This window comes from Methylophaga sp. OBS1, from assembly GCF_026319365.1.
Window position 1 is genome coordinate 132,596 of the sequence record NZ_JAPDMS010000004.1, and the last position, 26,607, is coordinate 159,202.

General features: G+C 51.9%; 30 protein-coding genes and 1 tRNA gene. 17 read left to right on the forward strand and 14 right to left on the reverse strand.

All coding sequences use genetic code 11. The annotated features are described in order from the left end of the window. Positions 1–15 precede the first annotated feature (15 nt). The 11 genes from OMQ46_RS12010 to OMQ46_RS12060 all read right to left on the reverse strand — a co-directional run bounded on the left by OMQ46_RS12010 (position 16) and on the right by OMQ46_RS12060 (position 10,925). Positions 16–840 carry a YdcF family protein gene (locus OMQ46_RS12010; RefSeq protein WP_266237227.1) on the reverse strand — a complete coding sequence of 275 codons (825 nt, stop codon included), beginning with the start codon at positions 838–840 and terminating at the stop codon, positions 16–18. Then, entirely contained in the window at positions 840–1,502 is a 663-nt protein-coding gene (nadD, locus tag OMQ46_RS12015; RefSeq protein WP_266237228.1) for a nicotinate-nucleotide adenylyltransferase, read from the reverse strand. Before nadD ends, OMQ46_RS12010 begins: the two co-directional genes overlap by 1 nt. Beyond that, entirely contained in the window at positions 1,483–2,721 is a 1,239-nt protein-coding gene (locus OMQ46_RS12020) for a glutamate-5-semialdehyde dehydrogenase (RefSeq protein ID WP_416234846.1), read from the reverse strand. The genes nadD and OMQ46_RS12020 overlap by 20 nt, the downstream gene beginning before the upstream one ends. Positions 2,722–2,763: 42 nt before the next feature. Then, on the reverse strand, positions 2,764–3,783 hold the full coding sequence (gene holA, locus OMQ46_RS12025) for a DNA polymerase III subunit delta (RefSeq protein WP_266237230.1): 1,020 nt from the start codon (positions 3,781–3,783) through the stop codon (positions 2,764–2,766). A 3-nt stretch (positions 3,784–3,786) separates the two neighbouring features. Continuing rightward, entirely contained in the window at positions 3,787–4,284 is a 498-nt protein-coding gene (lptE, locus tag OMQ46_RS12030; RefSeq protein WP_266237231.1) for an LPS assembly lipoprotein LptE, read from the reverse strand. A 14-nt stretch (positions 4,285–4,298) separates the two neighbouring features. Next, the gene (gene leuS / locus OMQ46_RS12035; protein WP_266237233.1) at positions 4,299–6,755 is read right to left on the reverse strand and encodes a leucine--tRNA ligase; all 2,457 of its coding nucleotides are present in this window, start codon (positions 6,753–6,755) and stop codon (positions 4,299–4,301) included. A 156-nt stretch (positions 6,756–6,911) separates the two neighbouring features. Next, positions 6,912–7,166: a YfhL family 4Fe-4S dicluster ferredoxin gene (locus tag OMQ46_RS12040; RefSeq protein WP_266237235.1), complete on the reverse strand. Its 255-nt coding sequence runs from the start codon at positions 7,164–7,166 to the stop codon at positions 6,912–6,914. A 41-nt stretch (positions 7,167–7,207) separates the two neighbouring features. Beyond that, the gene (coaD, locus tag OMQ46_RS12045; RefSeq protein ID WP_266237236.1) at positions 7,208–7,693 is read right to left on the reverse strand and encodes a pantetheine-phosphate adenylyltransferase; all 486 of its coding nucleotides are present in this window, start codon (positions 7,691–7,693) and stop codon (positions 7,208–7,210) included. Then, positions 7,690–8,280, reverse strand: coding sequence for a 16S rRNA (guanine(966)-N(2))-methyltransferase RsmD (gene rsmD, locus OMQ46_RS12050; protein WP_266237238.1), 591 nt, complete (start codon positions 8,278–8,280; stop codon positions 7,690–7,692). Before rsmD ends, coaD begins: the two co-directional genes overlap by 4 nt. Next, on the reverse strand, positions 8,258–9,568 hold the full coding sequence (locus OMQ46_RS12055) for a M16 family metallopeptidase (protein WP_266237239.1): 1,311 nt from the start codon (positions 9,566–9,568) through the stop codon (positions 8,258–8,260). Before OMQ46_RS12055 ends, rsmD begins: the two co-directional genes overlap by 23 nt. Then, positions 9,558–10,925: a M16 family metallopeptidase gene (locus OMQ46_RS12060; protein ID WP_266237240.1), complete on the reverse strand. Its 1,368-nt coding sequence runs from the start codon at positions 10,923–10,925 to the stop codon at positions 9,558–9,560. Before OMQ46_RS12060 ends, OMQ46_RS12055 begins: the two co-directional genes overlap by 11 nt. 63 nt (positions 10,926–10,988) lie before the next feature. Here OMQ46_RS12060 and ftsY point away from each other — a divergent pair, with 63 nt between their 5' ends. The 4 genes from ftsY to rpoH all read left to right on the forward strand — a co-directional run bounded on the left by ftsY (position 10,989) and on the right by rpoH (position 14,595). Then, on the forward strand, positions 10,989–12,053 hold the full coding sequence (gene ftsY, locus OMQ46_RS12065; protein ID WP_266237241.1) for a signal recognition particle-docking protein FtsY: 1,065 nt from the start codon (positions 10,989–10,991) through the stop codon (positions 12,051–12,053). Then, entirely contained in the window at positions 12,053–12,703 is a 651-nt protein-coding gene (gene ftsE, locus OMQ46_RS12070; protein WP_266237242.1) for a cell division ATP-binding protein FtsE, read from the forward strand. Before ftsY ends, ftsE begins: the two co-directional genes overlap by 1 nt. Next, positions 12,703–13,632: a permease-like cell division protein FtsX gene (gene ftsX / locus OMQ46_RS12075; protein WP_266237243.1), complete on the forward strand. Its 930-nt coding sequence runs from the start codon at positions 12,703–12,705 to the stop codon at positions 13,630–13,632. Before ftsE ends, ftsX begins: the two co-directional genes overlap by 1 nt. Before the next feature lie 102 nt (positions 13,633–13,734). Continuing rightward, complete coding sequence (rpoH, locus tag OMQ46_RS12080; protein ID WP_266237244.1) at positions 13,735–14,595, forward strand: RNA polymerase sigma factor RpoH; 861 nt, start codon at positions 13,735–13,737, stop codon at positions 14,593–14,595. Between the two features lie 67 nt (positions 14,596–14,662). Here rpoH and fdxA read toward each other — a convergent pair whose 3' ends face one another. After that, positions 14,663–14,986 (reverse strand): ferredoxin FdxA, encoded by a 324-nt coding sequence (fdxA, locus tag OMQ46_RS12085; protein ID WP_266237245.1) that lies wholly within the window; start codon positions 14,984–14,986, stop codon positions 14,663–14,665. 164 nt (positions 14,987–15,150) lie between these two features. Here fdxA and OMQ46_RS12090 point away from each other — a divergent pair, with 164 nt between their 5' ends. The 13 genes from OMQ46_RS12090 to OMQ46_RS12150 all read left to right on the forward strand — a co-directional run bounded on the left by OMQ46_RS12090 (position 15,151) and on the right by OMQ46_RS12150 (position 24,078). Continuing rightward, positions 15,151–15,444 carry a LapA family protein gene (locus tag OMQ46_RS12090; protein WP_266237246.1) on the forward strand — a complete coding sequence of 98 codons (294 nt, stop codon included), beginning with the start codon at positions 15,151–15,153 and terminating at the stop codon, positions 15,442–15,444. 2 nt (positions 15,445–15,446) lie between these two features. Then, positions 15,447–16,631 carry a lipopolysaccharide assembly protein LapB gene (lapB, locus tag OMQ46_RS12095; protein ID WP_266237248.1) on the forward strand — a complete coding sequence of 395 codons (1,185 nt, stop codon included), beginning with the start codon at positions 15,447–15,449 and terminating at the stop codon, positions 16,629–16,631. Beyond that, positions 16,628–16,978 (forward strand): arsenate reductase (glutaredoxin), encoded by a 351-nt coding sequence (arsC, locus tag OMQ46_RS12100; protein WP_266237250.1) that lies wholly within the window; start codon positions 16,628–16,630, stop codon positions 16,976–16,978. The genes lapB and arsC overlap by 4 nt, the downstream gene beginning before the upstream one ends. After that, a complete protein-coding gene (gene wrbA, locus OMQ46_RS12105) occupies positions 16,978–17,568 on the forward strand; it encodes an NAD(P)H:quinone oxidoreductase (protein WP_266237252.1) in 591 nt (196 codons plus the stop codon). Before arsC ends, wrbA begins: the two co-directional genes overlap by 1 nt. Beyond that, positions 17,565–17,939: a DUF2069 domain-containing protein gene (locus OMQ46_RS12110; RefSeq protein ID WP_266237255.1), complete on the forward strand. Its 375-nt coding sequence runs from the start codon at positions 17,565–17,567 to the stop codon at positions 17,937–17,939. The genes wrbA and OMQ46_RS12110 overlap by 4 nt, the downstream gene beginning before the upstream one ends. Positions 17,940–17,975: 36 nt before the next feature. After that, positions 17,976–18,203, forward strand: a complete 228-nt coding sequence (locus OMQ46_RS12115; protein ID WP_266237257.1) for a hypothetical protein — start codon at positions 17,976–17,978, stop codon at positions 18,201–18,203. 139 nt (positions 18,204–18,342) lie between these two features. Continuing rightward, positions 18,343–19,095 (forward strand): biotin--[acetyl-CoA-carboxylase] ligase, encoded by a 753-nt coding sequence (locus OMQ46_RS12120; RefSeq protein WP_266237259.1) that lies wholly within the window; start codon positions 18,343–18,345, stop codon positions 19,093–19,095. Beyond that, positions 19,092–20,078 carry a type III pantothenate kinase gene (locus OMQ46_RS12125; RefSeq protein WP_266237260.1) on the forward strand — a complete coding sequence of 329 codons (987 nt, stop codon included), beginning with the start codon at positions 19,092–19,094 and terminating at the stop codon, positions 20,076–20,078. The genes OMQ46_RS12120 and OMQ46_RS12125 overlap by 4 nt, the downstream gene beginning before the upstream one ends. A 20-nt stretch (positions 20,079–20,098) precedes the next feature. After that, positions 20,099–20,189 (forward strand) — tRNA-Ser (locus tag OMQ46_RS12130). 87 nt (positions 20,190–20,276) lie between these two features. Then, a complete protein-coding gene (locus OMQ46_RS12135; RefSeq protein WP_266237261.1) occupies positions 20,277–20,621 on the forward strand; it encodes a winged helix-turn-helix domain-containing protein in 345 nt (114 codons plus the stop codon). 62 nt (positions 20,622–20,683) lie between these two features. Continuing rightward, positions 20,684–21,442 (forward strand): hypothetical protein, encoded by a 759-nt coding sequence (locus OMQ46_RS12140; protein ID WP_266237262.1) that lies wholly within the window; start codon positions 20,684–20,686, stop codon positions 21,440–21,442. After that, positions 21,399–21,959 (forward strand): hypothetical protein, encoded by a 561-nt coding sequence (locus tag OMQ46_RS12145; protein WP_266237264.1) that lies wholly within the window; start codon positions 21,399–21,401, stop codon positions 21,957–21,959. The genes OMQ46_RS12140 and OMQ46_RS12145 overlap by 44 nt, the downstream gene beginning before the upstream one ends. A 16-nt stretch (positions 21,960–21,975) precedes the next feature. Next, positions 21,976–24,078 (forward strand): TonB-dependent receptor, encoded by a 2,103-nt coding sequence (locus OMQ46_RS12150; RefSeq protein ID WP_266237266.1) that lies wholly within the window; start codon positions 21,976–21,978, stop codon positions 24,076–24,078. A gap of 131 nt (positions 24,079–24,209) precedes the next feature. On the opposite strand, the gene OMQ46_RS12155 is transcribed toward OMQ46_RS12150, so the two are convergent. After that, positions 24,210–25,070 carry a universal stress protein gene (locus tag OMQ46_RS12155; protein WP_266237267.1) on the reverse strand — a complete coding sequence of 287 codons (861 nt, stop codon included), beginning with the start codon at positions 25,068–25,070 and terminating at the stop codon, positions 24,210–24,212. A 10-nt stretch (positions 25,071–25,080) separates the two neighbouring features. After that, the gene (locus OMQ46_RS12160; RefSeq protein ID WP_266237268.1) at positions 25,081–26,571 is read right to left on the reverse strand and encodes a SulP family inorganic anion transporter; all 1,491 of its coding nucleotides are present in this window, start codon (positions 26,569–26,571) and stop codon (positions 25,081–25,083) included. Between the last annotated feature and the right edge of the window lie 36 nt (positions 26,572–26,607).

The window sequence follows — 26,607 nt, forward strand, 5'->3', positions numbered from 1 at the left end:
ACCGTTGCTGTCTGATTAATCCTGCTCAACCTGCTCCAAGCGAGGAGCGGGCAACCAGGCCGAGGTTTTGCCGGTTATAAAATAAGCGGTCAATCCCAGCCATTCACGCCAGGCGACTTCCAATACCTCGAGATGTGAGAATAAGGCAAAGTCCCAGTAACGCAGATCTGGTTTGTTGCTGCGGTAATCCACCGGATAGGGAATCACATTAACGCCCTGTTTTCTGGCAATGCCGACTGACCGCGGCATATGAAAAGCGGAAGTGACCAGCAGATATTGACCGTCGGCCTCGGGCAACAATGGCTTTATCATGACGAAGTTTTCGAAGGTATTGCGAGCCCGACTCTCATTGATTATCCGTGCCGGGTCAATACCGACCTGCGTCAGCAAAGTCATTGAGACCCACCCTTCACTGTCCAGATCCGGCATCTGCACCAGGTTGCTTCCGCCGCTGTATATGACTGGCAGGCTTGGATATTCCCGGCTCAATTGTGCGGCGGCAAACAGGCGTTCAGCACTGTCACCGACTTCGGCACTGTTCCAACCACTGGAAAGCTTGAGGTTTTCGGCGCCGCCCAGCACGATAATGCCGTCAATATCCTGGGGCAAAGTTGCAGGGGGTGGAAAACGGGTTTCCAGTGGCTGCATCAGCCAGTCGCCAACCGGATACGCCATCACCGCAAACCCCACAATACTTAGCAAGGTCAGTAAACGGCGCCCCGCTTTAATATAATTGAGCCACAAAAACAGGGTGGCCAGTATCAATAACCAGATCAGCAGACTGCTGGGGCTTAGTAAGCCCCAGACAAGCTTGGACAGGACAAAAAACAGATTATCCATTAGGATGCTTGCGGCCTGATTTGGTACAGCCCCATCTGCTCAATCAGTGTAATGACGGCATCCGGCAGCAGATAACGCACATCACGATTTTCATAGAGTTTCTCGCGGATACCGGTCGCTGAAATACTGAGCTGCGTGACTGGTATGGACCAGATTTTACCTGCAGCGAGGGCTTCATCACCCGGCACTGCCTGATGCGCGTGATACCATTCCGCCAGTTCACCCGGCATCTCAAGTTGTTCTTCCGGTCTTTGCATCACAACAATATGCGCCAGTTCAATAATCTGCTGCCAGCGTGACCAGCTGTTCAGACTGCGAAAAGCATCCGTGCCCATCAGCACAAACAGCGGATTGTCGGGTAATTCCTCACGCAGACTGAGCAGTGTGTCCACTGTGTAAGAAGGCCCTTCACGGTCCAGTTCACGATCATCGACCACCAGTTTGGGATGATTTTTAATCGCCAGTTCCAGCATCAGACGCCGTTCCTGCGGACTGGCCACCGGTTCCACGCGGTGTGGCGGCAAGGCACACGGAATCAGGCGCAGGTGTTCCAGATCCAGCGCTTCAACCACATCGAGCGCGGTACGCAGATGGCCAAAATGGACCGGATCGAAAGTCCCGCCCAGGATACCAACAGCAGCTTTAGTTTCTGACTTGCCCACTACCCAAGACTATCCATTTTTGTGAAGTCAGCCCTTCCAGCCCGACCGGGCCGCGGGCATGAATTTTATCCGTTGAAATGCCAATCTCGGCACCCAGACCATATTCAAAACCGTCGGCAAAACGAGTCGACGCATTGACCATCACCGAACTGGAATCCACCTCAGCCAGGAAACGACGTGCGCGCTGATAGTTCTCCGTCACAATCGATTCGGTGTGACCGGAGCTGTGATGATGAATATGCTCCATCGCCTCATCCAGCCCGTCGACAACTTTAATAGACAAAATCGGTGCCAGGTATTCGGTGTCCCAGTCAGCATCGGTCGCGGCATTGATGTCTTTCAGAATCGCGCGGGTACGGCTGCAGCCGCGTAGTTCCACGCCTTCATCACCGTAACGCACTGCGAGTCGTGGCAGGATGGTGTCAGCAACAGCCGCATCCACCAGCAGGGTTTCCATCGCATTACAGACACCGTAACGATGACACTTGGCATTGAAAGCAATCTCTTCGGCCATATCCAGATCGGCTTCACTGTCGATATAAACATGACAAATGCCATCCAGATGTTTAATCACCGGTACCCTGGCCTCGTTACTGATCCGTTCAATCAGGCTTTTGCCGCCACGGGGCACGATCACATCGACATATTCCGGCATGGTAATTAACTGACCGACGGCGGCTCTGTCAGTTGTCTGAACCACCTGTACTGCCGTTTCCGGCAAACCGGCCTGCTCCAGACCACGGCGGATACAGGCGGCAATCGCCTGGTTGGAGTGAATCGCTTCACTGCCACCACGCAGAATGGTGGCATTACCGGATTTCAGGCATAAAGCGGCTGCGTCAGCAGTCACATTCGGGCGTGATTCGTAAATAATACCGACTACACCCAGCGGTACACGCATACGACCCAGCTGAATACCGGAAGGCCGATAAGTCATATCACTGATTTCACCCACTGGGTCCGGCAGCGCGGCGATCTGTTCCAGACCTTCCGCCATGGATTCGATGCGGGCATCGGACAGGGTCAGACGATCCAGCAGCGCCGCTTCCAGACCTTTGCTTCTGCCGGCTTCCAGATCTCGTTCATTTTCCCGTTTCAGGGTTTCGGCAGCCGCACGGATCTCGGCTGCCATCGCCAGCAGGGCTTTGTTCTTGGTTTCAGTGCCGGCACGTGCCAGGGCGCGGCTCGCCTGACGGGCGTGTTGCCCCAGGCTCTGCATGTATTCATTAACGTCCAACAAAAGACTCCTTCGTTTTCTCTATCAGGCTTGTCTGACACCTGCCGCCTGCAGGCAGAGTTTTTCCAGCAAACGCCACGGGCAGGTTTTCAATATGCCTTTGGCGGCTTGGTCGATATCGGCCATCTGCGTCAGAAACTGCTGCCAGCGCTGACTATCGTAGCGCTGCAAGGCTTCCCGCATTAAGGGTTTGTTTTTATCCCAGACCGGCGGTTTCTGAGCAGCAAATACCTGCTCCAGCGGACGACCGTTCTGCAGTTCCACCGACATCGCCACAATCCGCCGCAGGCACCAGGCAACAGCAGAAAAAACCGCTAAAATATCAACACCTTCCGCGCGCAGGCGCTCTATTATACGGGGGATTCTCTGCGCTTGTCCTGCCAGCACGGTATCCATCAGGCCGAAGGCTTCAAAGCGGGCATTGTCGGCGACCGATTGCAGGATCATAGCTTCACTGAGTTCGCCATCGACGCTCAGTAACTCCAGCTTGTCGATTTCCTGTGCGGCGGCGAATAGATTGCCTTCCACCCGCTCGGCGATCAGGCTCGCCAGGCGATTGTCGCAATCGAGATCGCGTTGTTTCATCCGCTGCATCACCCAGCGTGGTAACTGCGTCGCATCCACAGGCCAGATTGCGACTGTGGCGCCGAGGCTGTCGAGTTCGGTAAACCACTTGGCTTTCTGCGAGCGATTATCAATTTTGCCGCTGATAATAATCAGCGTGGTGTCTTGCGGTGGTTCAGCACAAAAGCGTCGTAAAGCTTCACCGCCCTCTTTTCCCGGGCTGCCCGATGGCAGACGGATTTCAATCAGCCGCTGACTGGCAAACAGCGACAGGCTCTGTTCCTGCCACTTGATTTGTGACCAGTCAAAACGGCCTTCGACATGCCAGACTTCGCGATCGTTCGCCCCGGCATCGCGTACCCGTTTTCTGATTTTATCGGCGGCCTCTTCCACCAGCAGCGCTTCATCACCATGCACCAGATAGACCGGTAACAGAGACTGCTGCAAGGCCCCGTCGAGTTGTTCCGCCTTTAGCCGCATGAATTAATTAAGGGCAGACAGGCGGCGGATAATGCTCTGTACCATCTGCTTATACATATCTTCGCGCAATACCCGTTGCTGCTCGTCCATCGCCAGGATCTGATTCTGATCAAACTGGTAATCGCGTCTGGCCTCGACCCGTTGCTTATCACCGATAAGTTCACCGTTTTCATCGGTGATCTGATAAATCACCCAGGCTTCCAGTTCATATTCACGCACCTTGGCATTGCTGCCCACTGTCAGCACATTCTGCTGATAGCGGTTTTCCAGCACGGTAAACAGAGACGCCCCTTCCTGGTAATCCTCAAGCACGTTGATGCCGTTCCTTTGCAAAGCACGCTTGAGTTGCAGACCAAATGAATCCTGTCGTGTGTTGACGCCCTGAATATAGAGCGTTTTCAGTTCTTCCGGCACCGCCGCTGCGCCCCTGAGCTGAAAGCCGCAGGCAGTCAGAGTCAGAATGACCAGTGCGATAAAGCTTCTGAACACCACATGATTCATGTTTATTTCCTTTATTAGCCTGCCACCACAATATTCAACAAGCGGCCGGGGACCAGAATGACTTTACGGACTTCCTTACCCTCGGTAAACCGCTGCACGTTCTCCTCGGCAAAGGCGATTTCTTCAACCGCTTTCTGATCGGCTTCTGCCGGTACGGCGATTCTGGCTCTGAGTTTACCGTTAACCTGGACCATCAGCTCAATTTTATCCTGCTTCAGCGCGGCTTCATCAACTGCAGGCCAGCTGGCATCAACTATGGCTCCCTGGTGGCCCAGCATCTGCCACAGCGCGTGACTGATATGCGGCGTAATCGGAGACAGCATCAGTACCACCAGTTCCAGACTCTCCTGCAGCACCGCACGGCCCTGTTCGCTGTTGTCATTCAGCTTGGCAATGGCATTCATCAGTTCCATGACCGCGGCAATCGCGGTGTTGAAGGTATGACGACGACCGATATCGTCGGTGACCTTAGTCAGGGTTTGATGTGCCTGACGGCGCAGATTCTGCAGATCATCCGAAAGATTATCAGTATCAATCTCAGCGGTCTGCCCCTGAGCCACATGCTCACTAACCGCACGCCACAGACGCTTGAGAAAACGATTAGCACCCTCAACGGCTTTATCCGACCATTCCAGTGACATTTCCGGCGGCGCCGCGAACATCATAAACAGACGCGCGGTGTCAGCACCGTATTCGTCAATCAAAGCCTGCGGGTCAACCGTATTGCCCTTGGACTTGGACATTTTGGCACCGTCTTTCAGCACCATGCCCTGGGTCAGCAGGTTTTTGAACGGCTCATCGCCGGAGACCAGCCCTTCATCACGCATCAGTTTATGGAAAAAACGCGCATAGAGCAGATGCAAAACAGCGTGCTCAATACCGCCGATGTATTGATCGACCGGCAGCCAGTAATCAGCACGCTCGTCCAGCATCGCCAGCTCGTTATCCGGACAGGTGAAACGGGCGTAATACCAGGATGACTCGAAAAAAGTATCGAAGGTATCGGTTTCGCGCTCTGCTTCGCCGCCACATTCCGGACACCGGGTGTGATAGAACTCGGGCATCGATTTAATCGGTGAGCCCGAGCCATCCACCACGACATCTTCCGGCAAGGTGACTGGCAAATCCGCTTCCGGCACCGGCACAGAACCACAGGTCGGGCAGTTGATAATTGGAATCGGCGTGCCCCAGTAGCGCTGACGTGAAACGCCCCAGTCACGCAGCCGGTAATTGGTCTGACGTTCACCCAGCCCTTTTTCCACCAGGAAGTCAGCAATCGCATCAAAAGCCTGTTCACTGGTCAGGCCATCAAACTGCCGGGAGTTCAGCAAACGGCCCTTTTCAGTGAAAGCGGCTTTGCTGAGATCAATCTCTGTTGCATCAACGGCTTCAATGACCTGCTTCACTGGCAGACTGTATTTCTGTGCAAACTCGAAATCGCGCTGGTCATGGGCCGGTACTGACATAACCGCACCGGTGCCATAGCCCATCAGCACAAAGTTGGCAGCCCACACCGGGACCTGTTCGCCGGTCACTGGATGAATCGCCATCAGACCGGTCGCTACGCCCTTCTTCTCGGCGGTTTCCAGTGCTGCTTCCGAGGTCTGCATGCGGCGGCACTCTTCAATAAAGCTTTGCAGCTCCGGATTATTTTCTGCTGCTTTCAGTGCCAGCGGATGTTCTGCCGCCACCGCGACATAACTCACACCCATCAAGGTATCCGGGCGGGTCGTATAAACAGCGAGACTGTCATTCTGCTCCGCAATGTTGAACTGAATCTGTACACCCTGGGAACGCCCAATCCAGTTGGCCTGCATGGTGCGGACCTGTTCCGGCCAGCCATCAAGCTGATCCAGATCGGCCAGCAGTTGATCCGCATAATCAGTAATTTTCATAAACCACTGTGGAATATCACGCTTTTCAACCAGCGCACCACTGCGCCAACCGCGGCCATCTATCACCTGCTCATTGGCCAGCACGGTGTTATCAACCGGATCCCAATTGACCGAAGCCGTCTTTTTATAGACCAGGCCTTTTTTGTACAAACGGGTAAACAGCCACTGCTCCCAGCGGTAATAGTCAGGTTTGCAGGTGGCCAGTTCGCGCTGCCAGTCATAACCCAGTCCGAGGCGCTGCAGTTGTCCACGCATATAATCAATATTCTGATAGGTCCAGGCCGCCGGTGCGACCTTGTTTTTGATCGCCGCGTTTTCAGCCGGCAAACCAAAGGCATCCCAGCCCATCGGTTGCAGCACGTTTTTGCCCTGCATGCGTTGATAACGAGAAATCACATCACCGATGGTGTAGTTGCGCACATGCCCCATATGCAGCTGACCGCTTGGATACGGGAACATCGACAGGCAATAAAATTTTTCCCTGTCAGGATCTTCGGTGACCTGGAAGCTGTTGTTCTCCTGCCAGAATTGCTGGGCAGCGGCTTCCACTTCATCAGGGCGATATTCTTGTTGCATGGACTCTCTTCGGATAGGGGAAATTTGAAATCGCTTAGGATACCTCAGCGCGGCAAAGGCTCAAAATATAGTTGTGCTCAATAGCAACAAAAAAGCAGCCCGCAGGCTGCTTTTATTAATACGACTATGCCGGCTGCGCATCATAGCGCCGAACACTCATTTACCGGCGGCCATTAAGGTTTCATATTTGGCATAAAGCTGGTCATGCGATTCGACGTTGTCGGGGTCTTTGGGAATACAGTCGACCGGACAGACTTCGACACATTGCGGCGTATCAAAGTGACCTACGCACTCGGTGCACAGCTCCGGATCGATTTCATAAATTTCAGCACCTTGCGAGATAGCGCCATTGGGGCACTCTGGCTCGCATACATCGCAGTTGATGCATTCATCGGTGATAAACAGGGACATTTCTTACTCCACAATTCGATATTTGAGCGATCTTATCGCTGTTATTTGGGCTCAGGCAATTTGGCTTTCAATGCAGCCTGCACGCAAGGGGCAACGAACTCCGACACATCACCGCCGAGAATGGCAATTTCTTTCACCAGCGATGAAGACACGAAGCTCAGATTTTCTGCCGGGGTCAGAAACAGGGTTTCCACCTTCGACTGCATACGCCGGTTCATGGTTGCCAACTGCAATTCATATTCAAAATCCGACACCGCACGCAGCCCACGGATAATGACATTGGCACCCATGCTGATAGCTTCGTTGACCAGCAGACCCTCAAAACCACGCACTTCAACATTATTCAAATCCTGCAAGGTTTCGCGGGCCAGTGCCACCCGTTCATCGAGACTGAACATCGGTTGTTTACCGGGATTTATTGCAATCGCCACAATCACCTTGTCAAACAGCGATGCCGCGCGATTCACTAAATCAATATGGCCGTAGGTGATCGGGTCAAAAGTGCCCGGGTAAATTGCGATGGTCATCCGTCGGCGGTTCCGGCTTGAAATTCAAACAAGGCATATTTTACATCACCTGCCCGCTTTTCTCGCAAACAATGCCAGGATTCAGGCAAGGCTGGTTGCGGCTGACGTCGTGGATACTCAAGATAAATACGAGCCCCGGCATTCAGCAATTCTTTTTCTGTCAGCATCGCTGCAACCTCAGACCACAGATCATGTTGGTAAGGCGGGTCCAGAAACACCACATCAAACTTCTTGTCGATGCGGTCCAAATAAGCCTCGACTTTGGCGTGGATTAAATCGCACTGTTCAGCCTGAAGCGCAGTTTTATTCTCTTTGAGCGTATTAAATGCTTGCTGATCGGCTTCCACCATCACGACTTCAGCTGCCCCTCTTGAGGCAGCTTCAAAGCCCAATGCACCACTACCAGCGAAGCAATCAAGACAACGGCTGAACCCCAGCACCGGCTGCAGCCAGTTAAACAGGGTTTCACGCACCCGGTCTCCTGTGGGCCGCAAGCCCTCAACGTCAGGGAAAGTCAGTTGTCTGCCACGCCAGTTGCCGGCGATGATGCGTAATGAACCTGCTTTACTTTGTTTCTGTTTCGCCACCTACCAGCACCGTCAGCATTGTGTCGGCATTCACACGTCGCTCGAATGCCTGTTTAATATCCGCCAAGGTCACTGCGTTCACTTTGTCGTTAAAGTTATCCAGGTAGTCCAATGGCAAGTCGTAGAATCCTATCATAGCGAGGTAGTCTGCGATCTTGCTGTTGCTGTCCACCCGCAGTGCAAAGCCGCCGGTGATATTCTGTTTGGCAGCGGTTAACTCCGCTTCGGTAGGGCCGTTTGTGATGAACTTCTTAAGGGTATCCTGCAGCACGGTCAGCGCTTCCTGTGCCTTTTCGTTACGGGTCTGCAAGGCAAACTGATAGGGTCCTTTCTGCTGCATTGGCCGGAAATAACTATACACGCCGTAGGTTAAACCGCGTTTTTCCCGCAATTCATCGCTGAGCTGCGATACCAGTCCACTGCCGCCCAGGATATGATTGCCGACATAAAGCGGGAAATAATCCGGATCATCTCGACTCATGCCGGTCTGTCCCATCACGATAGTGGTCTGGGTTGAAGGAAAGCTTTTGTTGATTTGCTGCGCTTGATTCAATGCCGGCACTTCAGGCAGCTTTTCCGCAGGCTGACCGGTGGCAAGACCGGAAGTCAGCCGTTTGGCGATCTCCTCTGCCTGTTTGCGGTCGACCGCACCAACTATCACCACCACGGCATTACTGCTGACGTAGTAACGATCATAGAAGGCTTTCAAATCGGCTGGCTTCAGCTTTTGCACGCTGTCGGCATTACCGGCGGGCATCACACTGTAAGGATGCTGAGCGTACAGACTCTCATAAAAAGCCCGGGTAGCAATCGCCTGTGGTGACTGATTTTCTGCCTGCAGCCCGGTCAGCAAGGTTTGCTGAATACGACCAAAAGCGTCCTGCGGAAAGGCGGGAGCTGATAGTACCCTGGTGTAGGTATCCAGCGCCTGCTCAAAGGCCTGTTCTTCTGTCAGCGTGCGCAGGCTGAACACGGCCATATCGCGCTCCGAACTAGCACCGAATTTGGCACCGACATTGGCGAAGGCACTGGCGATATCATCGGCCGTCATGGTTTGCGTACCTTCGTCGATCATGGCGGCAGTCATTTTCGCTGTGCCCGGCATATCGCCGTCACGTGCCGCACCGGCATCAAATACCACGCTGATGTCCACCATCGGCAGCTCTGGTGCTGGGACAAAATAGATCCGGGCATTGTTGTCGGTAGTCCAGTGCTGGATTTCAGGTCCGGCCCAGCTCAGGCCGGCTGATAACAGAGTGAATACAAATACAAAAGCTCTAGCGAACATGCGCATCTCCAGCGTTTGAAACAGGACGGCGTCCATCCAGTGGTAATGGAACCAGCTCAGCAATAGTCAGGCTGTCGTCGACGAAATATTTCCTGGCCACCGCCTGCACTTGCTCAGCGGTCACCGCTTTGATGTTATCGACGTATTGCTCGCCGACCATCCAGTCAAGACCGATTGTTTCCAGCATGCCGATTTGCATCGCCTGATAAAACACACTGTCTTTTTCATACACTGTTTCTGCCACCACCTGGGCTTTCACCCGGTCGAGTTCTTCTGCAGTTACCGGGGTTTGTTTGAGTCGCTCAATCTGTTCACGTACCGCAGCTTGCAGATCATCCACACTTTTGCCGTTAGCCGGGGTGCCTGCGACCAGGAACAAGTCTTTTAATCTTGAAAACAGGCTGTTACCAGCGCCGACACTGGTGGCGACCTGCTGTTCTCGTACCAGCTCTCTGGCAAAACGGGCGCTGTTGCCACCATCCAGAACACCTGCAAGCACTTCCAGTGCGTAAGGCTCCCAGCTGTTGTCTTCCGTGATGGTAGTCACGGTGGGTACTTTCCACCCCATCATCAGATAAGGCAATTCAGCCGGCGCCTTGACTTTGATTTCGCGTAGTCCTTTCTGAGGCACTTCAACACGTGGCTTGAGTTCGGCGACGGTCTCAGGTTCAAGAGGACCAAAATATTTTTTCGCCAAATCCAGTACCGCTTTGGGCTCCACATCGCCAGCCACGACCACCGTAGCGTTATTAGGGGCGTACCACATCTGATACCAGGCCTTTAAGTCCTCCGCTTCATAGTTCTGAATATCGCTCATCCAGCCGATAATCGGGTGGTGGTAAGGACTACTCATAAAAGCGGCAGCATTGAAATGTTCACGTAGCAGGGACTGAGGATTGTCTTCAGTTCGCATGCGACGTTCTTCAGCCACCACATCACGCTCTTTGAGCAGCTCGGCCGGCTCAATCACGAGATTGCGCATGCGATCGGCTTCATGCTTGAAGCTAACCTCAAGGCGATCTTTATGCAGTTTCTGGAAATAGGCGGTGTAATCACGGCCGGTGAAAGCATTCTGTTCACCCCCGTTGCGGGCGATGATCTGTGAAAATTCATTCGGTTCCAGGTTTTCTGTGCCCTTGAACATCATATGCTCCAGCACGTGTGAAATACCGGTAATACCGTTGTATTCATAGCTGGAGCCGACTTTGTACCAGACTTGGGACACAACCACCGGTGCCCGGTGATCTTCCTTGACTATGAGCTTGAGTCCGTTTTCCAGCTCAAATTCGCTGACCTGTGCCTGTACAATGCCGGGCAGTAACAGGGCCAGCCAGGCTAATTTTTTTAGTTTCAGCATCTGCATCTCTTTAATGGCTGCGTGATAAGATTGACCGTCGAAGTGTAACGACAAGCAGAAAATATGTTTAGTTTCCTCAGAAAAAAAAACAAAGCAAACGAGCCGGAAGCGGCGCCAGAGCAGGTTGAAGCGCCTGCTGAAATAACGCCAGCAGCGCAACCGGAAAGCGAGGCTGATGCAACCGCAGAAGCCCCATCAAAAACCGGCCTGTTCGGTCGCCTCAAACAAGGTTTGAGCCGAACCAGTAATAAACTGACCGAAGGCTTTGCCAGTCTGGTCCTGGGCCGAAAAACCATTGATGATGACCTGCTGGAGGACCTGGAAACCCAGCTACTGACCGCGGATCTCGGTGTGGATGCCACCGCACGCATCATTGATGACCTGACACAGCGGGTTAACCGTAAACAGCTTGGCGATGTTGAAGCTTTGTTTGACGCCATGCGTGACGACATGGTCAGGATTCTTGAGCCCAGCGCCAAGCCGCTGGTGATTCCGGCCAAACAAGGTCCGTATGTCATTCTGATGGTAGGCATTAACGGTGTCGGTAAAACCACGACCATCGGTAAACTGGCCAAACAATTTCAGCAACAGGGGAAAAAAGTGATGCTCGCCGCCGGTGATACCTTCCGTGCCGCCGCGGTAGAACAACTTCAGGTCTGGGGGGAACGCAACAAAATCCCGGTGATTGCCCAGCCTACGGGTGCCGATTCAGCCTCGGTGATTTATGACGCCCTGGAAGCAGCCAAAGCCCGTGATATCGACATTTTGATTGCCGATACCGCTGGCCGTCTGCACACACAGTCCAACTTGATGGAAGAGCTGAAAAAAGTGAAACGGGTGATGGGCAAAATCGATGAGACCGCCCCGCATGAAGTGATGCTGGTCGTTGATGCCGGCACGGGTCAGAATGCATTGCAACAGGCGCAGCAATTCAACGAGGCTGTCGGTGTTACCGGTATTACCCTCACCAAACTCGATGGCACCGCCAAGGGCGGCATCATCTTTGCCATTGCAGACAAGACCGGCTTGCCTATCCGTTACATCGGTGTGGGCGAAAAAATTGATGATCTACGCCCCTTCAATGCCAATGATTTTGTTGATGCCCTGTTAGGACGGGAAGACGATTAATGATCCGCTTCAGTGAGGTATACAAACGTTATCCCAACCAGCATGAAGCGCTGTCCGGACTCAGTTTTGAGCTGGAAAAAGGCGAAATGGCTTTCCTGACCGGCCACTCCGGCGCAGGTAAAAGCACCCTGCTGAAACTCATTGCATTGATCGAGCGCAGTTCACACGGACAGGTCTGGGTCAACAATCAGAATCTCACCCGGCTGCCGAAATGGAAAATCCCCTACTACCGCCGCAAGATTGGCTTGGTATTTCAGGACCACAACCTGCTGCATGATCGTACCGTTTTCGACAATGTCGCTTTACCTCTGATTATCGCCGGTGAGAATCACCGCGAGATTGGACGTAGAGTCAGAGCCGCGCTCGACAAAGTGGGGCTGCTGGGGAAAGAGCGCAGTCTGCCCATCGCCCTGTCCGGTGGTGAACAGCAACGGGTCGGCATTGCCCGCGCGGTAGTCAACCGCCCCCCGGTACTGCTGGCAGATGAACCTACCGGTAATCTGGATCCTGACCTGTCACGCGAGATCATGACCTTGTTTGAACAGTTTAATCAGGTTGGCGTGACCGTTTTTATTGCTTCGCATGATCTGGAACTCATCAACAGCCTGTCTCATCGGCAAATCACGCTTCACCAGGGAAGGTTGGCCTGATGCTCAAACTCAATATTCATAATTACTTCCTGCGTCATCTGCAGGTGATGCTTTACAGCCTGGGACAACTATGGCGCACTCCCGCTGCCACCACCATGACCGTGCTTGTGATCGGGATTGCTCTGGCTTTGCCTGCAGGATTGTATGTGCTGCTGAAAAATGTAGAACAGGTCAGCAGCCAGTGGGATGAAGCCAGTCAGATTTCACTATTTCTGCATCACAGCACGCCGGATCATCGTGGCAAGCAACTGGCCGAGCAACTACTGACCTGGCCTGATATTGGTGCTGTACATTACCAGTCGGCTAAAGATTCGCTGGCAGAATTCCGTGACTTATCCGGTCTCGACAGTCTGCTTGATACCCTGCCCAGCAACCCCCTGCCCCCGGTGATTATCATTCAGCCTGAGGCGGGCCAGCATGAAAACGTGGCGCTGCAGAGCCTGCTCGACAGACTGCAGAACATGCAGGAAGTCGAACTGGCAAAACTGGATATGGAATGGCTTCAGCGATTACGCAGTATCAATGAAGCCGGCGAACGCGGCATCAGCATTCTGGCAATTTTGCTTTCACTCAGCGTGCTACTGGTTATCGGCAACACAATTCGACTTGCTATCTTAAACAGACAGACCGAAATCCGTGTGATTAAGCTGGTCGGTGGCACCAATGCTTTTGTCAGACGTCCATTCCTGTATACCGGCTTCTGGTACGGCCTGCTGGGCGGCGCGATTGCCTGGCTGACCCTGCTGCTGACCTTGCTGTTTGTCAGTGGACCGGTGAACCGGCTGGCTTCGCTCTATGACAGTCAGTTCACACTGAACTGGTTGGGCGGTCAGATGTTTATCGCCCTGCCGCTGTTTGGCCTGGTTTTGGGTGTCCTCGGCGCCTGGCTTGCTGTGGGTAGGCACCTTGACGACATTGAGCCCACCTAAAACACCCTCAAAACAGGAACTTTTACCTGTTTCAAGGTTCACATAGTGGCAATATAATAATTAATGCTATTATTGAGCGATGACTCTCAGGAGACTGCGCAGATGACAAACAATGTGGCCCAATACGAACTGGCACTGGCACCAATCGGTAATCTCGATGCCTATACCAGCCTGGTACACACCATTCCCGTACTGACCGCTGATGAAGAGTACGATCTTGCAAGCAAACTCCAGCGTGACGGTGACCTTGAAGCCGCACAACGGCTGGTGCTGTCACACTTGCGCTTCGTGGTTCGTATCGCCAAAGGTTACAGCGGCTATGGCTTGCCCGTCGCTGACCTGATTCAGGAAGGTAACATCGGTCTGATGAAAGCGGTCAAACGCTTTAATCCGGAGAAAGGGGTTCGACTGGTTTCCTTTGCGGTACACTGGATTCGTGCTGAAATCCATGAATATGTGATTCGCAACTGGCGCATCGTGAAAATCGCCACCACCAAAGCACAGCGAAAACTGTTCTTCAACCTCCGCAGCGCCAAACAACGTCTGGGCTGGTTAAACCAGGAAGAAGTTGAAGCTGTGGCCGAGGATCTGGGGGTGACACCGGCCAATGTCATGGACATGGAGCGCAGACTGGCTCAACCAGATGCCTCATTTGATCTCCCGGCAGATACGGATGATGAAGACAACCATTATTCTCCTGTCGCCTACCTGGCTGCACCGGACAATACGGATCCTTCCCAGCAACTGGAACAGGATGACTACAGCGATTATCAGCAACAGAAACTGGCTAATGCCCTCTCGACGCTGGATGAGCGTAGCCGCGATATCATCGCCCAGCGTTGGTTGAAAGAAGATGATAAAGCGACCTTACATACCCTGGCTGAACAATATCAGGTGTCTGCCGAGCGCATCAGGCAAATCGAAAACAACGCCATCAAAAAGCTCCAGAAACTGATGGTCTGAAACGACACTTTAAACATAAAAAAGCCCGCTTAATGCGGGCTTTTTTGTTGTTATCCTGAAAATCGGATTATCTTTCCAGCAGTGGCGTTTTGTCCGGTTTTCCATCCCACTCTTCAGCATCAGGCAGGGGATCTTTCTTCTCAGACAGAACTGGCCAGACACGTGAGAGCTCTTCATTGATTTGCAGAAACTCCATTTGCTCATCCGGCAAATCATCTTCCGAGAAAATCGCTTCTGCAGGACACTCCGGCTCACACAGGGTGCAGTCAATACACTCATCTGGATCAATAACCAGAAAATTGGGACCTTCGTGAAAACAATCTACTGGGCAGACATCAACGCAGTCAGTATATTTACACTTAATACAGTTTTCTGTGACAACAAAGGTCATGTTGAATTCTCCAAAAACACGAGTTACGCAGGCTCTAGCCTGTCTTTAATTAAACAGACATTTTACATGATTTGTACCTGTTCTGGGCAAGGATCGATTTTGCGGTATGATCAGGACTGGATAGACTTTGCTCTGATTTAAGCAATATTAAGGAACTGCGCCGTATGCGAAAATTATTTTTCCTGCTTTTGTTCGCGCTGATTTTTATCGTCAGTGCCGCATTTGCCGCATTCAACATGACCGAGGTAACAGTCAACTTTTATTTTGGTGAATTTAGTTTGCCACTGTCCGCCGTTTTGGTCATCGCTATGTTGCTGGGCGTGACCATCGGAATGGTCGTTCTAATATTGACGACACTGAAACTACGTTACGAAAACCGACGTCTGCAACACAAACTCTCGGTATCTGAGCAGGAAATCAACAGCCTGCGCATTCTGCCGATTAAAGACAGTCATTGAGCATGATGCTTCAGTGGCTATTTTTCCTGCTGCCCGTGGCCGCCCTCTCCGGCTGGCTAATGGCACGTCGGCATTACAAGCGACGTTACCGGCCACAGGACTCCACCTTCAGCCCTGAATACTTCAAAGGCCTCAACTACCTGCTGAATGAACAGCCTGACAAAGCGATTGATGTCTTCATCGGTCTGCTGGAAGTGAACAGTGAAACGGTGGAAACCCATCTTGCACTCGCTAACCTGTTCCGGCGCCGTGGCGAAACCGAGCGTGCTATTCGTATTCATCAGAACCTGATTGCACGACCTACACTGAGCAGCACCCAGCGAACCCAGGCCCTGGTCGAGCTGGGGTTAGACTACATGAGCGCCGGGGTGTTGGACCGGGCCGAACAATTATTTCTTGAGCTGTTACAGCAATCGCCAACCCCCTCTGAGGCACCGCGTCAGTTGCTAAGGATTTACCAACAGGAAAAAAAGTGGCAGCAAGCGATAGATATGGCAAAAAAACTGCCCGCGGACAAAAAAACCAACACACACACACTGATCGCCCAGTTCTACTGTGAACTGGCAGAGCCGTTGATTGAAACTGACAGGCAACAAGCAACCAACCTGTTACGCAGTGCGCATCACTTTGACCCCGATTGCGTTCGAGCCAGCCTGCTGGAAGGAAAAATGCTGATTCACGCGGGTCAATACCGCAAAGCCATCCGGGTTCTGCAGCAAATTGAACAGCAAAACCACTTTTTCCTGTCAGAAGCTTTACCGCTACTGGAACGCTGCTATGAACACACTGGTCATATGCATCTGTTTCGCGATTGGCTGCAAAGCCTGCTGCAGCGACACCCTAACCTGACCTCAGCCCGTCTCTTACTGACGCGACTTATCCGCAAGCAACAGGGCAATCAGGCGGCGCAACAGTTTCTTTATCGTGAGCTCTATCAACATCCTTCCGTGGAAGGTCTGCATCAGTTAATTATGCTGGGTGAAGACAATCATCAAGTACTCATCCCCTTGATTAAAGAGGTCACAACGGCGCTGATTCATAAGGGCGATCGCTACACCTGTAAAAACTGCGGCTTCTCCGGACGCACCATGCACTGGCAATGTCCGGGGTGCTCGAAATGGAGCACCGTCCGTCCCGTCGAAATTCATTTATCTGCATTGGAAAAATTACTGGAGCCAACTCGATGAGCAACATTCAGATTCTTCATAACCCGCGCTGCAGCAAGTCCAGACAGACGCTGGCCCTGCTGGAGGAAAAAGGCATTGAACCTGAAGTCATCAAATATATCGACACCCCGCCGACTGCGACTGAGCTAAAAGCGATTCTGCAGAAACTGGGCATTTCAGCCCGTGACCTCCTTCGCAAGGGAGAAGACGACTATAAAGCGCTGAACCTGAAAGACCGCAGCCTGAGCGAAGAGGCCTTGATTGAAGCCATGGTGGAACACCCCAAATTGATCGAACGGCCGATTGTCATTAAAGGCAACAAAGCACGCCTGGGTCGTCCACCCGAGTCTGTGCTGGACATCATTTAATGGCTGATATTCTGATTCTTTATTACAGTCGCAGCGGTCATGTTAAGCGCATGGCAGAGCAGATTGGACGCGGTGTCGAAACGGTAAAAGACTGCCATGCTGTATTGCGTACCGTGCCACCAGTATCGCCCGTCTGTGAGGCGACTGAAGACAGTATCCCGGCAGAGGGTCATCTATACGTCAGTCATGATGATCTCAAGCACTGCCAGGCACTGGTGCTGGGCAGCCCGACCCGTTTTGGTAATATGGCCGCACCGCTCAAACATTTCATCGATACCACCAGCGATATCTGGTTGTCTGGCGAGCTTGCCGGCAAGCCTGCCGCCGTATTTACCTCCACAGGCAGTCTCCATGGCGGACAGGAATCCACTTTGCTGTCAATGATGTTACCGCTGATGCACCACGGCATGTTACTGATGGGGCTGCCTTACAGTGAACCCGGCCTGATGCTCACTGACAGTGGCGGTACCCCTTATGGCCCCAGCCATGTCGCTGGTAGTCAGAACAACCGCAAACTCAGTGATGAAGAGGCCCAGCTATGCCGAGCGCTGGGTAAACGCATCGCTCAGGTAACGACGAAATTAAAATGAATAAAGTCCTTTTTTTCCGCTGGCTCACGCTACTGAGCTTTTTTGGCCTGATGGCCACCCTGCTCGCCTGGATTCTGATTGCCCCGCATTCGGAAAACTTCCCCACCGCCGCCATGCTGGTGCTGGGCGTCGTGCCCTTATTGTTTCCGATGCGTGGTTTGCTCTATGCCAAACCTTATACACATGCCTGGACCAGCTTTCTGATGCTGTTTTATTTCAGTCATGCTGTGGGTGAGCTCTACAGTGGTGACAGTCTCTTAATTTACCCTTTGCTGGCATTGATTTTCAGCACGCTCTGTTTTTGTGGCAGTATTACCTACATTAAACTGGATGCTAAAATGAGAAACGCGTCACAAAAACATAATAAATAATGTGATATAAATCTCACCTATCAGAGGAGGTCAGTCATGAACAGCATTTCAGCATTCCAATCCGGTATTGCAGGCATACAAAACGGAATTTACGGTGCCAGTCAGAACGCTAATCAAATCGCTCGCGCGGATCAACTGTCGACTGAACAATTGACCCAAGCTCTGGTTCAGCTCGATGCTAATAAGCGTCAGGTAGAGGCTGCCGCCAAAGTCGTTGAGACCAGTAATGAAATGATTGGCAGCCTGCTCGATATTAAAGTTTGAGTATCAATTCACGCTAACCCAACCCGATTCACAAGCTTGTTGCCCGCCTGCTAGACTATACCTACGCTTTAACACCAAGACTGTTCCTTTGAACTCATCCGCTTTTGCTCCTCTATCTCTGACCGAGATCAGCCGTGCTATGTCACCTTCCTCACTGTCGTTGCTGGAGGATATTCTGATCTATCCTGAAATCAATTCCACCAGCGATGCTTTGTGGACACGGTTCAGCGAAGGCAAACAAACCCCGGCCATCTGTCTGGCCGAGACTCAGACTGCCGGTCGTGGGCGACGTGGCGATCAATGGCAATCTCCTGCCGCTGGTAACCTCTATCTCTCCCTGTTCTGGCCTAATTGCGCAGATACTCCCAGAAACGGCCTCAGTATTGCGATCGGTATCAGCCTGATAAATACGCTTAAGGAAGCTGGAATCAATCAGTTACAGCTCAAATGGCCCAACGATGTGCTTTACCGTCGACAAAAACTGGCAGGAATTCTAGTAGAATCAAGGTTTAACACCAAGCAATATACGGTAGTGGGTATTGGCCTTAACTTTAAGCTTCCCTCATCCACACGTGACTTAATCCAACAACCCTCCACCAGCCTGGAACAGCTATGCGACTCTGTCCCTTGTCGAAACTGGCTGGCAGGAAAAATAATTCAGAACATGATTGAAACAATAGAACTGTTTGAACACCGAGGTCTCAGCGACTTCCTGCCGCTCTGGCCTCGCTATGATGCACTGCATGAGCAGGCCATCACCCTGATTGACGGTGAGCAGCGAATTTCGGCCCTGGCCTGTGGTATAAATGATCAGGGTGAATTACGTTATCTTCGCAATAACCAGATTCATCACCTATCCAACAGCCACATCAGCATCAGGTTTGCCTCATGAAATTACTGGTTGATATCGGCAACAGCCGCGTCAAATGGGCTACACTCGATAAAACAGGCCTCAGCGACAGCCAGAGTTTTCTCCGGGCTAAAACCGGCATCAAAGCCTCACTCAACAAAGCCTGGAAGCACCTCTCTGACATCGATGCGGTGTATGTCGCTAACGTCGGCGGCGACAAACTGGCCCAGCAACTCAGTGAATGGGTACAGAAAAGCTGGGATCTGACGCCGCAGTTTGTAACCAGTGAGAAAAAGCGCTTTGGCGTCATTAATGCCTATGATGAGCCCGAAAAACTGGGTATCGATCGCTGGCTGTCACTGATTGCCGCCCGCCAACATGCCCGTCAGGCGCAGTGCGTGATTGACTGTGGCACCGCAATGACCATCGATATTGTCAGTAAAACCGGTCAACATCAGGGTGGCATGATTCTACCCGGGCTAAGCCTGATGCGAAGTTCTCTGGCTGCCAATACTGATGCGCTGACTGAGGAACTGGGCGAGCAAGAGTTCAACACCCTGGCAACGAATACCTTCAGCGCCATTCACGCAGGCACCCTATACAGTATCAGCGCGACACTTGAACGCATCATCAATGACCTCAAACAAAGCTTTAACGATCAGGTCCGTTTCATCATCACCGGTGGCGATGCTGAACAACTACTGCCACTGCTACCCGACGATATCAACCACTACCCTGATATTGTACTGCGAGGCCTTGCCTTCTATGTCCGCCAGGATGACAAGAAGAATAGCCGCAGCAAAAAACAGCAAAAACCGGCTGAAGCTGATAACCAAACAGATGATGATGCCGTGGAAAAGGCCCCGCAATCGTCTGACATCATGGGACAAGATGCGCCCGCCAGCGACACAGAATCCAATAAAAAGCCCCGTCGTAGCCGTAGTAAAAAAGCCCCGGCAGCTGAAAAGAAGCAACAGGTAGATAAAGATAAGCCAGCTTCAGCATTGCCAGAAGAAGCGATCTAAGGTAATCTTTCGCACCCTTAGGAGAAGTGGCCGAGTGGTTGAAGGCGCACGCCTGGAAAGTGTGTATAGGTTAATAGCCTATCGAGGGTTCGAATCCCTCCTTCTCCGCCATTAATTAACGCCCCCTGCCGCATTGCACAGACTCAACCGGCCCCTTCTGGGCTATAATTTATCTTATTTCCCATAGATTCAGCCATCATGAGCAGCGGTATCGATATCAAACTGCGGATTCCCTATCAAGGCGTCTATGCGCTTGGCCCCGGCAAAGCTGATCTGCTTGAAGCTATCATCCATTTCGGCTCGATTTCGGCCGCAGCGAAAAGCATGTCGATGTCCTATAAGCGCGCCTGGGATCTGGTTAACACCATGAACAGCAGCTTCAAGCACCCTCTGGTCTCAACTGCCACGGGTGGCTCCCATGGTGGAGGCGCCACCGTGACTGAGTTTGGCAAAAAAGTACTCAGCCATTATCGCCATATCCAGCAACTGGCTACTACTGCCACGCAGCAGGAGGCTGAAGCGCTCTGCGAACTACTCCGTTAGCATAGTTGGTTTCTTACTCATCGTTGTATATGCTTGCATATAACGTTTAAGACAATAGCAAGATGACTGACGCCACATCCAACCAACAACTGCTTATCGGCATTGATGATACCGATAATCTGGAAAGCCGCGGCACCGGCTATCACGCCCGTAGCCTGGGGGCAGCCATTACAGAAAACGGCTGGGGCAGTTGTCGTGTCATTACCCGTCACCAGTTACTCAAAAGCCCGCTGGTACCTTTCACTTCACACAACAGTGCAGCTTGTGTGCGGGTTCAATCAGACGCAAGTCAGCTTGAAGCTATCACTGACTTCTGTCTGGAATACCTGGAAAAAAATAGTGCCGAAGGTTCCGATGCGGGCCTGTGTATCGCGTGGGAACGGTCAATACCGCTGGACATTTATCGGTTTGGCTTTCTCTGCAAACAGCAGTTAGTCAGCCAGAATCAGGCCTGGGCACTGGCAGAAACACATCAGATCAACCTATACGGCCTGACTGGCGACAAGGATGGTGTGATTGGTGCGCTCGCCGCTGTTGGTCTGCAAGCTTCAGGTAGTGACGGACGCATGCTCTGGTTGGCGAATATGCGCGAACAGGCTGAAAAAACAGTCAAACTGGGACATCTAATCAACCGGACAGGGATCGATCTGGTGCAAAGTATTGAAGGACAGGTATTAACTGATATCGATCTCGACATTACCATGGGCCCCTGGCCCAGAGCCATCTGGCTTGGCGGAAAAGCCACATTGATTGTCGAGCCGGATGGGGAGAAAGCATATGGCTGGCAAGTCGCCGCAAAAGACTATCTCAGACAGTTCTGACTTATTCAGCCATCGTTGGCTGCAGATTCTTCTCATTCTGTCAGCCGGGGTGCTCACTGTCTGGTTCCATGAAGCCCTGAGATGGCCTATGAATCTTCCCGGACGGCATGGCCTGGAGTTGATGGCGATTCTGATCTTTGTCCGCCTCAGCACCCCACAGACATACGCCGCCAGTCTGGCTGCAATGGGTGGGGTAACAGCCAGCCGGGTCTTCAACGATGCCGCTGGCGTAGGGGCTATCATTTTATTGGCACAGGGTTTGTTCATCGACAGCGGCTACCGACTGCTTAGGCATCACAGCCTGACAGTGTTTCTGATGATTCTGGTGACAGCGCTCGCGCACATGCTGAAACCACTGTTTAAGCTGGTCTTTCAGTCCGGGATGGGCATTGTCAGTGACTCTTTGAATCATGGCTTGTTCTATCCTCTGGTCACGCATTTCTGCTTTGGCCTTATCGGCGGTCTTGCCGGTTTGCTTGCCTGGCGCTCCATGCAAAAACTGAAAACAGATAACTAAATCCACGGAGCCTGATATGAAAAATACTTTAAGCGCACTGCTTTGCGACTATCGTTATAGTTCAGAAAATATAACGAAACCCTTGATAACCTCCGCTGTCAGTTTGCTGGCCCTGTCCGTTAGTGCAGCCATTCAGGCCGATACGCCGTCTGAGGATGTCTATCCACTGGGTCAGATCGTGGTCAGGGAAAACGTGGAAACCGCCAGCAATTATCGTATCGACAGAGCAGATATGGAACGCATCAGTGCGCGCAGTCTGGATGAGGCAATCAGCCTCGTGCCTTCTCTCAATGTCAGAAACGGCGCTGATGGGACACCGAGGATTGATATTCGCGGTCTCAGGACCCGGCAGATCAAGCTACTTGTCAACGGTGTGCCTTTTAACTCCACCTTTGATGGTCAGTTTGATCCCACCCTCATCCCCACTTTCGGCATCGGCCGGATTGATCTTAAAGCTGGGGGTTCCTCCGTGCTTTATGGTGATGGGGGTATGGGTGGTGTGATGGATATCCAGACCCGCGGCCAATTCAACGGGTTTAGAAGCGGTGTCAAAGCGGAACTGGGCAGTGATCATTTCTGGCACAGCAATGCGTTTGCTGGTTATGGCGATGAAAACAATGACCTGTTTATGGCCGCAGGCATTCGTTCCCGGGATGGCTTTCCCATATCCGATGATTTCGACTCACCTATCGGCCGTGACAATGACAATTTTCAGGATACGGACGAGCGCAATAACAGCGATTACCGGCGCGAAAACTATCTGCTGTCCTATAACCGTCAGGTGACAGAAAAATTGAATCTGGGTATTTTTCTCAGCCATCTACAAGGCGAATACGGACAGCCCCCCAGTGCCTTTCTTCCTGGTCCCGGGAATAACCGTATAGACCCTTTCGCAAACAACCCGAACTATCAGAGAACAGAAGAACAGCGCGGCACAACCATACAAATTGGTGGTGATTATGCATTCAATGATAGCTGGGGCGCCAAATTATGGTTTTTTAATAATGAACTCGAAGAAAATGAGCTTCGCTTTGATGACGCTCACTTCAACAGCTTCATCCAGAGAGGCAGTAGAAACCTGGACAATGAAACGGATATTCATGGCTTTCATGCCCAGGTTGATGGATTCATAGCATCAACTAACACTGAAATTGGGTTCAGTGTAGATAGAAGAAATGAAGCCTTCGAATCAGAAGGAATCCGCTGTGACGCCTCTGGCGGTGGCGGCGGCGGTGGCGGCGGTGGCGGTTCGTCAACCTGTGATGCTGCCTCTGACTTTGCCAGCATTGATATCGACGAGGATATTGATATCGAATCTTACGGTGTAGAAATTATTCAGCCATTCCCCTATGAATTGACCGCTATAGCTGGCATCGCGCACCACAAACTGGACAAAGCAAATGGCAATGATGAGAGCGAACAAAGCGCCCGTTTTGTATTGAGCAAGGCTTTTAATCCAGATACCTCAGTCTATGGTTCTTTCTCACGGAAGGTGGACAGCCCCACGATTCGTCAGCTTTATGATGAGGAGGGTGGTAATGAAACGCTTGGTTTCCAAAAAGCCAACCATTTGGAACTGGGTTTAAATCAACATTGGGACAAGATTGACTTGAATCTGGCTTTATACAGAACCAAAGTATTTGACTTCATTGAGAGAGATTCTGATCGCGTGTTTGAAAGCAGGCAGGAGTTAACGATAGAAGGCGTTGACCTCACCGCTGCTATTCAAGCTACCGAGAGACTGACTGTCCGTGCTGGTCTCGGCCTGCTAAATGCCAAAGATGAATCAAGCGATGCGCTCTCCAGCACGCTGCAATACCGCCCTAAAAATAAGTTCACTCTGGACGCTGATTACCTGATTAATGAGCGCTGGTCGATTGCTGCGAATTTAATCCATATCGGAAGCCAGGCTTACTTCAACCGCGATGATGAGTCTGAACACAAAGATTTAGCCTCTTATCAGCTTGTTGCAACAAAACTGAATTATCGCCTGGCTGGCGACAGTGGTCAGGTCTATGTCGGTATCGAAAACCTGTTAGATGAGGATTACCAGACCAGCTATGGCTTCCCTCAGGCTGGTCGTTTCCTGTACACCGGCATCAATTTAAACTGGCATTAACCCCTTTAGCCAGTCCGTTGGCAGTTCAGGGAGGAACTGCCCATTTTTTACCTCGATCGACAAAGCCTGGCTTCACCCTGTTAAATGCGTTTCTATAGAGTCACTATGGCTTAATGTCTTTGCTTTTATGCTTAACGCAGCAATAGCATAGAAACATCACTCAGCCTTACCATCTTCGCCGTGTTACTGCCCACCAGAAACTGACGAATACGTGAGTGACCGTAAGCCCCCATCACCAGTAGATCAATCGCATGCTGTTGCTGGTATGCAGACAACACCGGCTGCACATCACCCTGTTCCAGTGTTGTTTTGACCTGATAACCAGCCGCTTTGAGCTTGTCTCTTGCCGTATTGAGCTCTTTCAGGTGCTTATCATCCTGCTCTGCGACCATCACCAGATGACATTCCAGACCTTTCAATAAAGGGCTCTGAACGAGTTTATCCAATGCTTTTTGTGCGGTCTTACTGCCATCATAAGCAAACATGAAACGGCTGGGGGCCTTGAAACCGGGCACTACTACCATGATCGGCTTATGCATCGCCCGCACTACATTTTCCAAGTGACTGCCCAGACTATGGGCCTGATTATCATGGGCCTCGCCCTGACGCCCCATCACCAGCAGACGCATATCCTGCTCGGCTTCCTGCAGCGTCTCCAGCAGACTGCCATGACGCTGATGCGTGCTAACTACTCCTGCACCATCCGCTTCAACCCGTTTTCTGGCATCATCCAGCATATGCTTGCCGTGCTCCAGTGCCAGTTTACTGCGCTTGGCATCAAGTTCAGTCAGTTCTTCCAGAAGGTGTTCACGACTGCCGAGACCGATATTGCCCGACAAGTCACTGCGATTTTCCGCTTTTGGATATTCATCCTTATCCAACACATGCAACAGATCGAGCGGTGCTTTCATTTTAAGACTGGCCCAGGCGGCGGCATCACAGACATCCATCGCGACTTGTGAACCATCAATACAGGCTATGACTTTGCTCATTTCTCTCTCCTTAATGTCCGGCGAGTATTTTTTCGACTTCTTCCGGCTTATCATGCACCCCGAAACGGTCAACAATGGTGGCACTGGCTTCGTTCATGCCAATCAACTCAACCTCGGTGCCTTCCCGTCGGAATTTAATGACGACCTTGTCCAGCGCAGTAACCGAGGTGATATCCCAGAAATGCGCCTGGCTCAGATCAATGGTGACTTTATCCAGCGCTTCTTTGAAATCAAAAGCCGAAGTGAATTTATCTGATGAGGCGAAAAAGACCTGACCCACAATGCGATAACTGCGCTCGGTTTCCTGTTCATTGGCTTCGCTTTTGATGATCAGGAAATGGCCGACTTTATTGGCAAAGAACAGCGAAGCCAGTAACACACCGACAAAGACACCAATGGCCAGGTTATGAGTCGCCACCACCACAACGACGGTCGATACCATCACCACATTGGTGGAAAGCGGATGTTTCTTCATATCGCGCAGAGAGTCCCAGGAGAAGGTACCTATAGATACCATAATCATCACCGCGACCAGCGCCGCCATCGGGATCTGTTTGATCCAGTCATCCAGGAAGACCACCATCACAATCAGAAACAGACCGGCAACAAAGGTCGACAAGCGACCACGACCGCCGGATTTCACGTTGATGACCGACTGGCCGATCATGGCACAGCCCGCCATGCCGCCGAACAGACCGGCACCGATATTAGCAATACCCTGCCCTTTACACTCGCGGTTCTTGTCACTGCCGGTATCGGTCAGATCATCAATAATGGTGGCTGTCATCATTGATTCCAGCAGACCAACTACGGCCAGACCAACAGAGTAAGGGAAGATAATGGCCAGAGTTTCAAAATTAAGCGGTACATCCGGCCACAGGAAAATCGGCAGCGTATCCGGCAGATCGCCCATATCGCCGACTGTGCGGATATCCATTTGCAGGATCATCGCCACCAGTGTCAGCAAGACGATGGTGACCAGCGGTGACGGGATGACTTTACCGATGCGGGGCAGTAGTGGGAACAGATAGATAATGCCAAGACCGGCCGCGGTCATCGCATAGACATGCCAGGTCACATTGGTGAGTTCCGGTAACTGCGCCATAAAAATCAGGATTGCCAGCGCATTGACAAAACCGGTCACCACCGAGCGCGACACAAAGCGCATCAAGTCGCCCAGTTTGAAATATCCCGCCCCTATCTGCAGCACACCGGTCAGCAAGGTCGCTGCCAACAGATATTCCAGGCCGTGCTCCTTAACCAGGGTCACCATCAGCAGCGCCATTGCCCCGGTGGCTGCCGAAATCATGCCGGGACGCCCCCCTGTGAAGGCGATAATGACTGCGATACAGAAAGAGGCGTAAAGACCGACTTTGGGATCGACGCCGGCAATAATCGAAAAGGCAATGGCTTCGGGAATCAAAGCCAGGGCGACGACAGTACCGGCAAGCAGATCACCACGCACATTAGAGAACCAGTCATTTCTCCAATTCTGAAACATAAATTATTCCTGTTGTTTGCTAATTACTGAGGGCTT

What these genes read in the sequence shown, in the direction of transcription:
- OMQ46_RS12010 (WP_266237227.1), bottom strand. Translation starts at nt 840, where the DNA reads ATGGATAATCTGTTTTTTGTCCTGTCCAAGCTTGTCTGGGGCTTACTA.
- OMQ46_RS12020 (WP_416234846.1), bottom strand. Translation starts at nt 2,721, where the DNA reads ATGCAGAGCCTGGGGCAACACGCCCGTCAGGCGAGCCGCGCCCTGGCA.
- holA (WP_266237230.1), bottom strand. Translation starts at nt 3,783, where the DNA reads ATGCGGCTAAAGGCGGAACAACTCGACGGGGCCTTGCAGCAGTCTCTG.
- lptE (WP_266237231.1), bottom strand. Translation starts at nt 4,284, where the DNA reads ATGAATCATGTGGTGTTCAGAAGCTTTATCGCACTGGTCATTCTGACT.
- leuS (WP_266237233.1), bottom strand. Translation starts at nt 6,755, where the DNA reads ATGCAACAAGAATATCGCCCTGATGAAGTGGAAGCCGCTGCCCAGCAA.
- OMQ46_RS12040 (WP_266237235.1), bottom strand. Translation starts at nt 7,166, where the DNA reads ATGTCCCTGTTTATCACCGATGAATGCATCAACTGCGATGTATGCGAG.
- coaD (WP_266237236.1), bottom strand. Translation starts at nt 7,693, where the DNA reads ATGACCATCGCAATTTACCCGGGCACTTTTGACCCGATCACCTACGGC.
- OMQ46_RS12055 (WP_266237239.1), bottom strand. Translation starts at nt 9,568, where the DNA reads ATGTTCGCTAGAGCTTTTGTATTTGTATTCACTCTGTTATCAGCCGGC.
- OMQ46_RS12060 (WP_266237240.1), bottom strand. Translation starts at nt 10,925, where the DNA reads ATGCTGAAACTAAAAAAATTAGCCTGGCTGGCCCTGTTACTGCCCGGC.
- ftsY (WP_266237241.1), top strand. Translation starts at nt 10,989, where the DNA reads ATGTTTAGTTTCCTCAGAAAAAAAAACAAAGCAAACGAGCCGGAAGCG.
- ftsE (WP_266237242.1), top strand. Translation starts at nt 12,053, where the DNA reads ATGATCCGCTTCAGTGAGGTATACAAACGTTATCCCAACCAGCATGAA.
- ftsX (WP_266237243.1), top strand. Translation starts at nt 12,703, where the DNA reads ATGCTCAAACTCAATATTCATAATTACTTCCTGCGTCATCTGCAGGTG.
- rpoH (WP_266237244.1), top strand. Translation starts at nt 13,735, where the DNA reads ATGACAAACAATGTGGCCCAATACGAACTGGCACTGGCACCAATCGGT.
- fdxA (WP_266237245.1), bottom strand. Translation starts at nt 14,986, where the DNA reads ATGACCTTTGTTGTCACAGAAAACTGTATTAAGTGTAAATATACTGAC.
- OMQ46_RS12090 (WP_266237246.1), top strand. Translation starts at nt 15,151, where the DNA reads ATGCGAAAATTATTTTTCCTGCTTTTGTTCGCGCTGATTTTTATCGTC.
- lapB (WP_266237248.1), top strand. Translation starts at nt 15,447, where the DNA reads ATGATGCTTCAGTGGCTATTTTTCCTGCTGCCCGTGGCCGCCCTCTCC.
- arsC (WP_266237250.1), top strand. Translation starts at nt 16,628, where the DNA reads ATGAGCAACATTCAGATTCTTCATAACCCGCGCTGCAGCAAGTCCAGA.
- wrbA (WP_266237252.1), top strand. Translation starts at nt 16,978, where the DNA reads ATGGCTGATATTCTGATTCTTTATTACAGTCGCAGCGGTCATGTTAAG.
- OMQ46_RS12110 (WP_266237255.1), top strand. Translation starts at nt 17,565, where the DNA reads ATGAATAAAGTCCTTTTTTTCCGCTGGCTCACGCTACTGAGCTTTTTT.
- OMQ46_RS12115 (WP_266237257.1), top strand. Translation starts at nt 17,976, where the DNA reads ATGAACAGCATTTCAGCATTCCAATCCGGTATTGCAGGCATACAAAAC.
- OMQ46_RS12120 (WP_266237259.1), top strand. Translation starts at nt 18,343, where the DNA reads ATGTCACCTTCCTCACTGTCGTTGCTGGAGGATATTCTGATCTATCCT.
- OMQ46_RS12125 (WP_266237260.1), top strand. Translation starts at nt 19,092, where the DNA reads ATGAAATTACTGGTTGATATCGGCAACAGCCGCGTCAAATGGGCTACA.
- OMQ46_RS12135 (WP_266237261.1), top strand. Translation starts at nt 20,277, where the DNA reads ATGAGCAGCGGTATCGATATCAAACTGCGGATTCCCTATCAAGGCGTC.
- OMQ46_RS12140 (WP_266237262.1), top strand. Translation starts at nt 20,684, where the DNA reads ATGACTGACGCCACATCCAACCAACAACTGCTTATCGGCATTGATGAT.
- OMQ46_RS12145 (WP_266237264.1), top strand. Translation starts at nt 21,399, where the DNA reads ATGGCTGGCAAGTCGCCGCAAAAGACTATCTCAGACAGTTCTGACTTA.
- OMQ46_RS12150 (WP_266237266.1), top strand. Translation starts at nt 21,976, where the DNA reads ATGAAAAATACTTTAAGCGCACTGCTTTGCGACTATCGTTATAGTTCA.
- OMQ46_RS12155 (WP_266237267.1), bottom strand. Translation starts at nt 25,070, where the DNA reads ATGAGCAAAGTCATAGCCTGTATTGATGGTTCACAAGTCGCGATGGAT.
- OMQ46_RS12160 (WP_266237268.1), bottom strand. Translation starts at nt 26,571, where the DNA reads ATGTTTCAGAATTGGAGAAATGACTGGTTCTCTAATGTGCGTGGTGAT.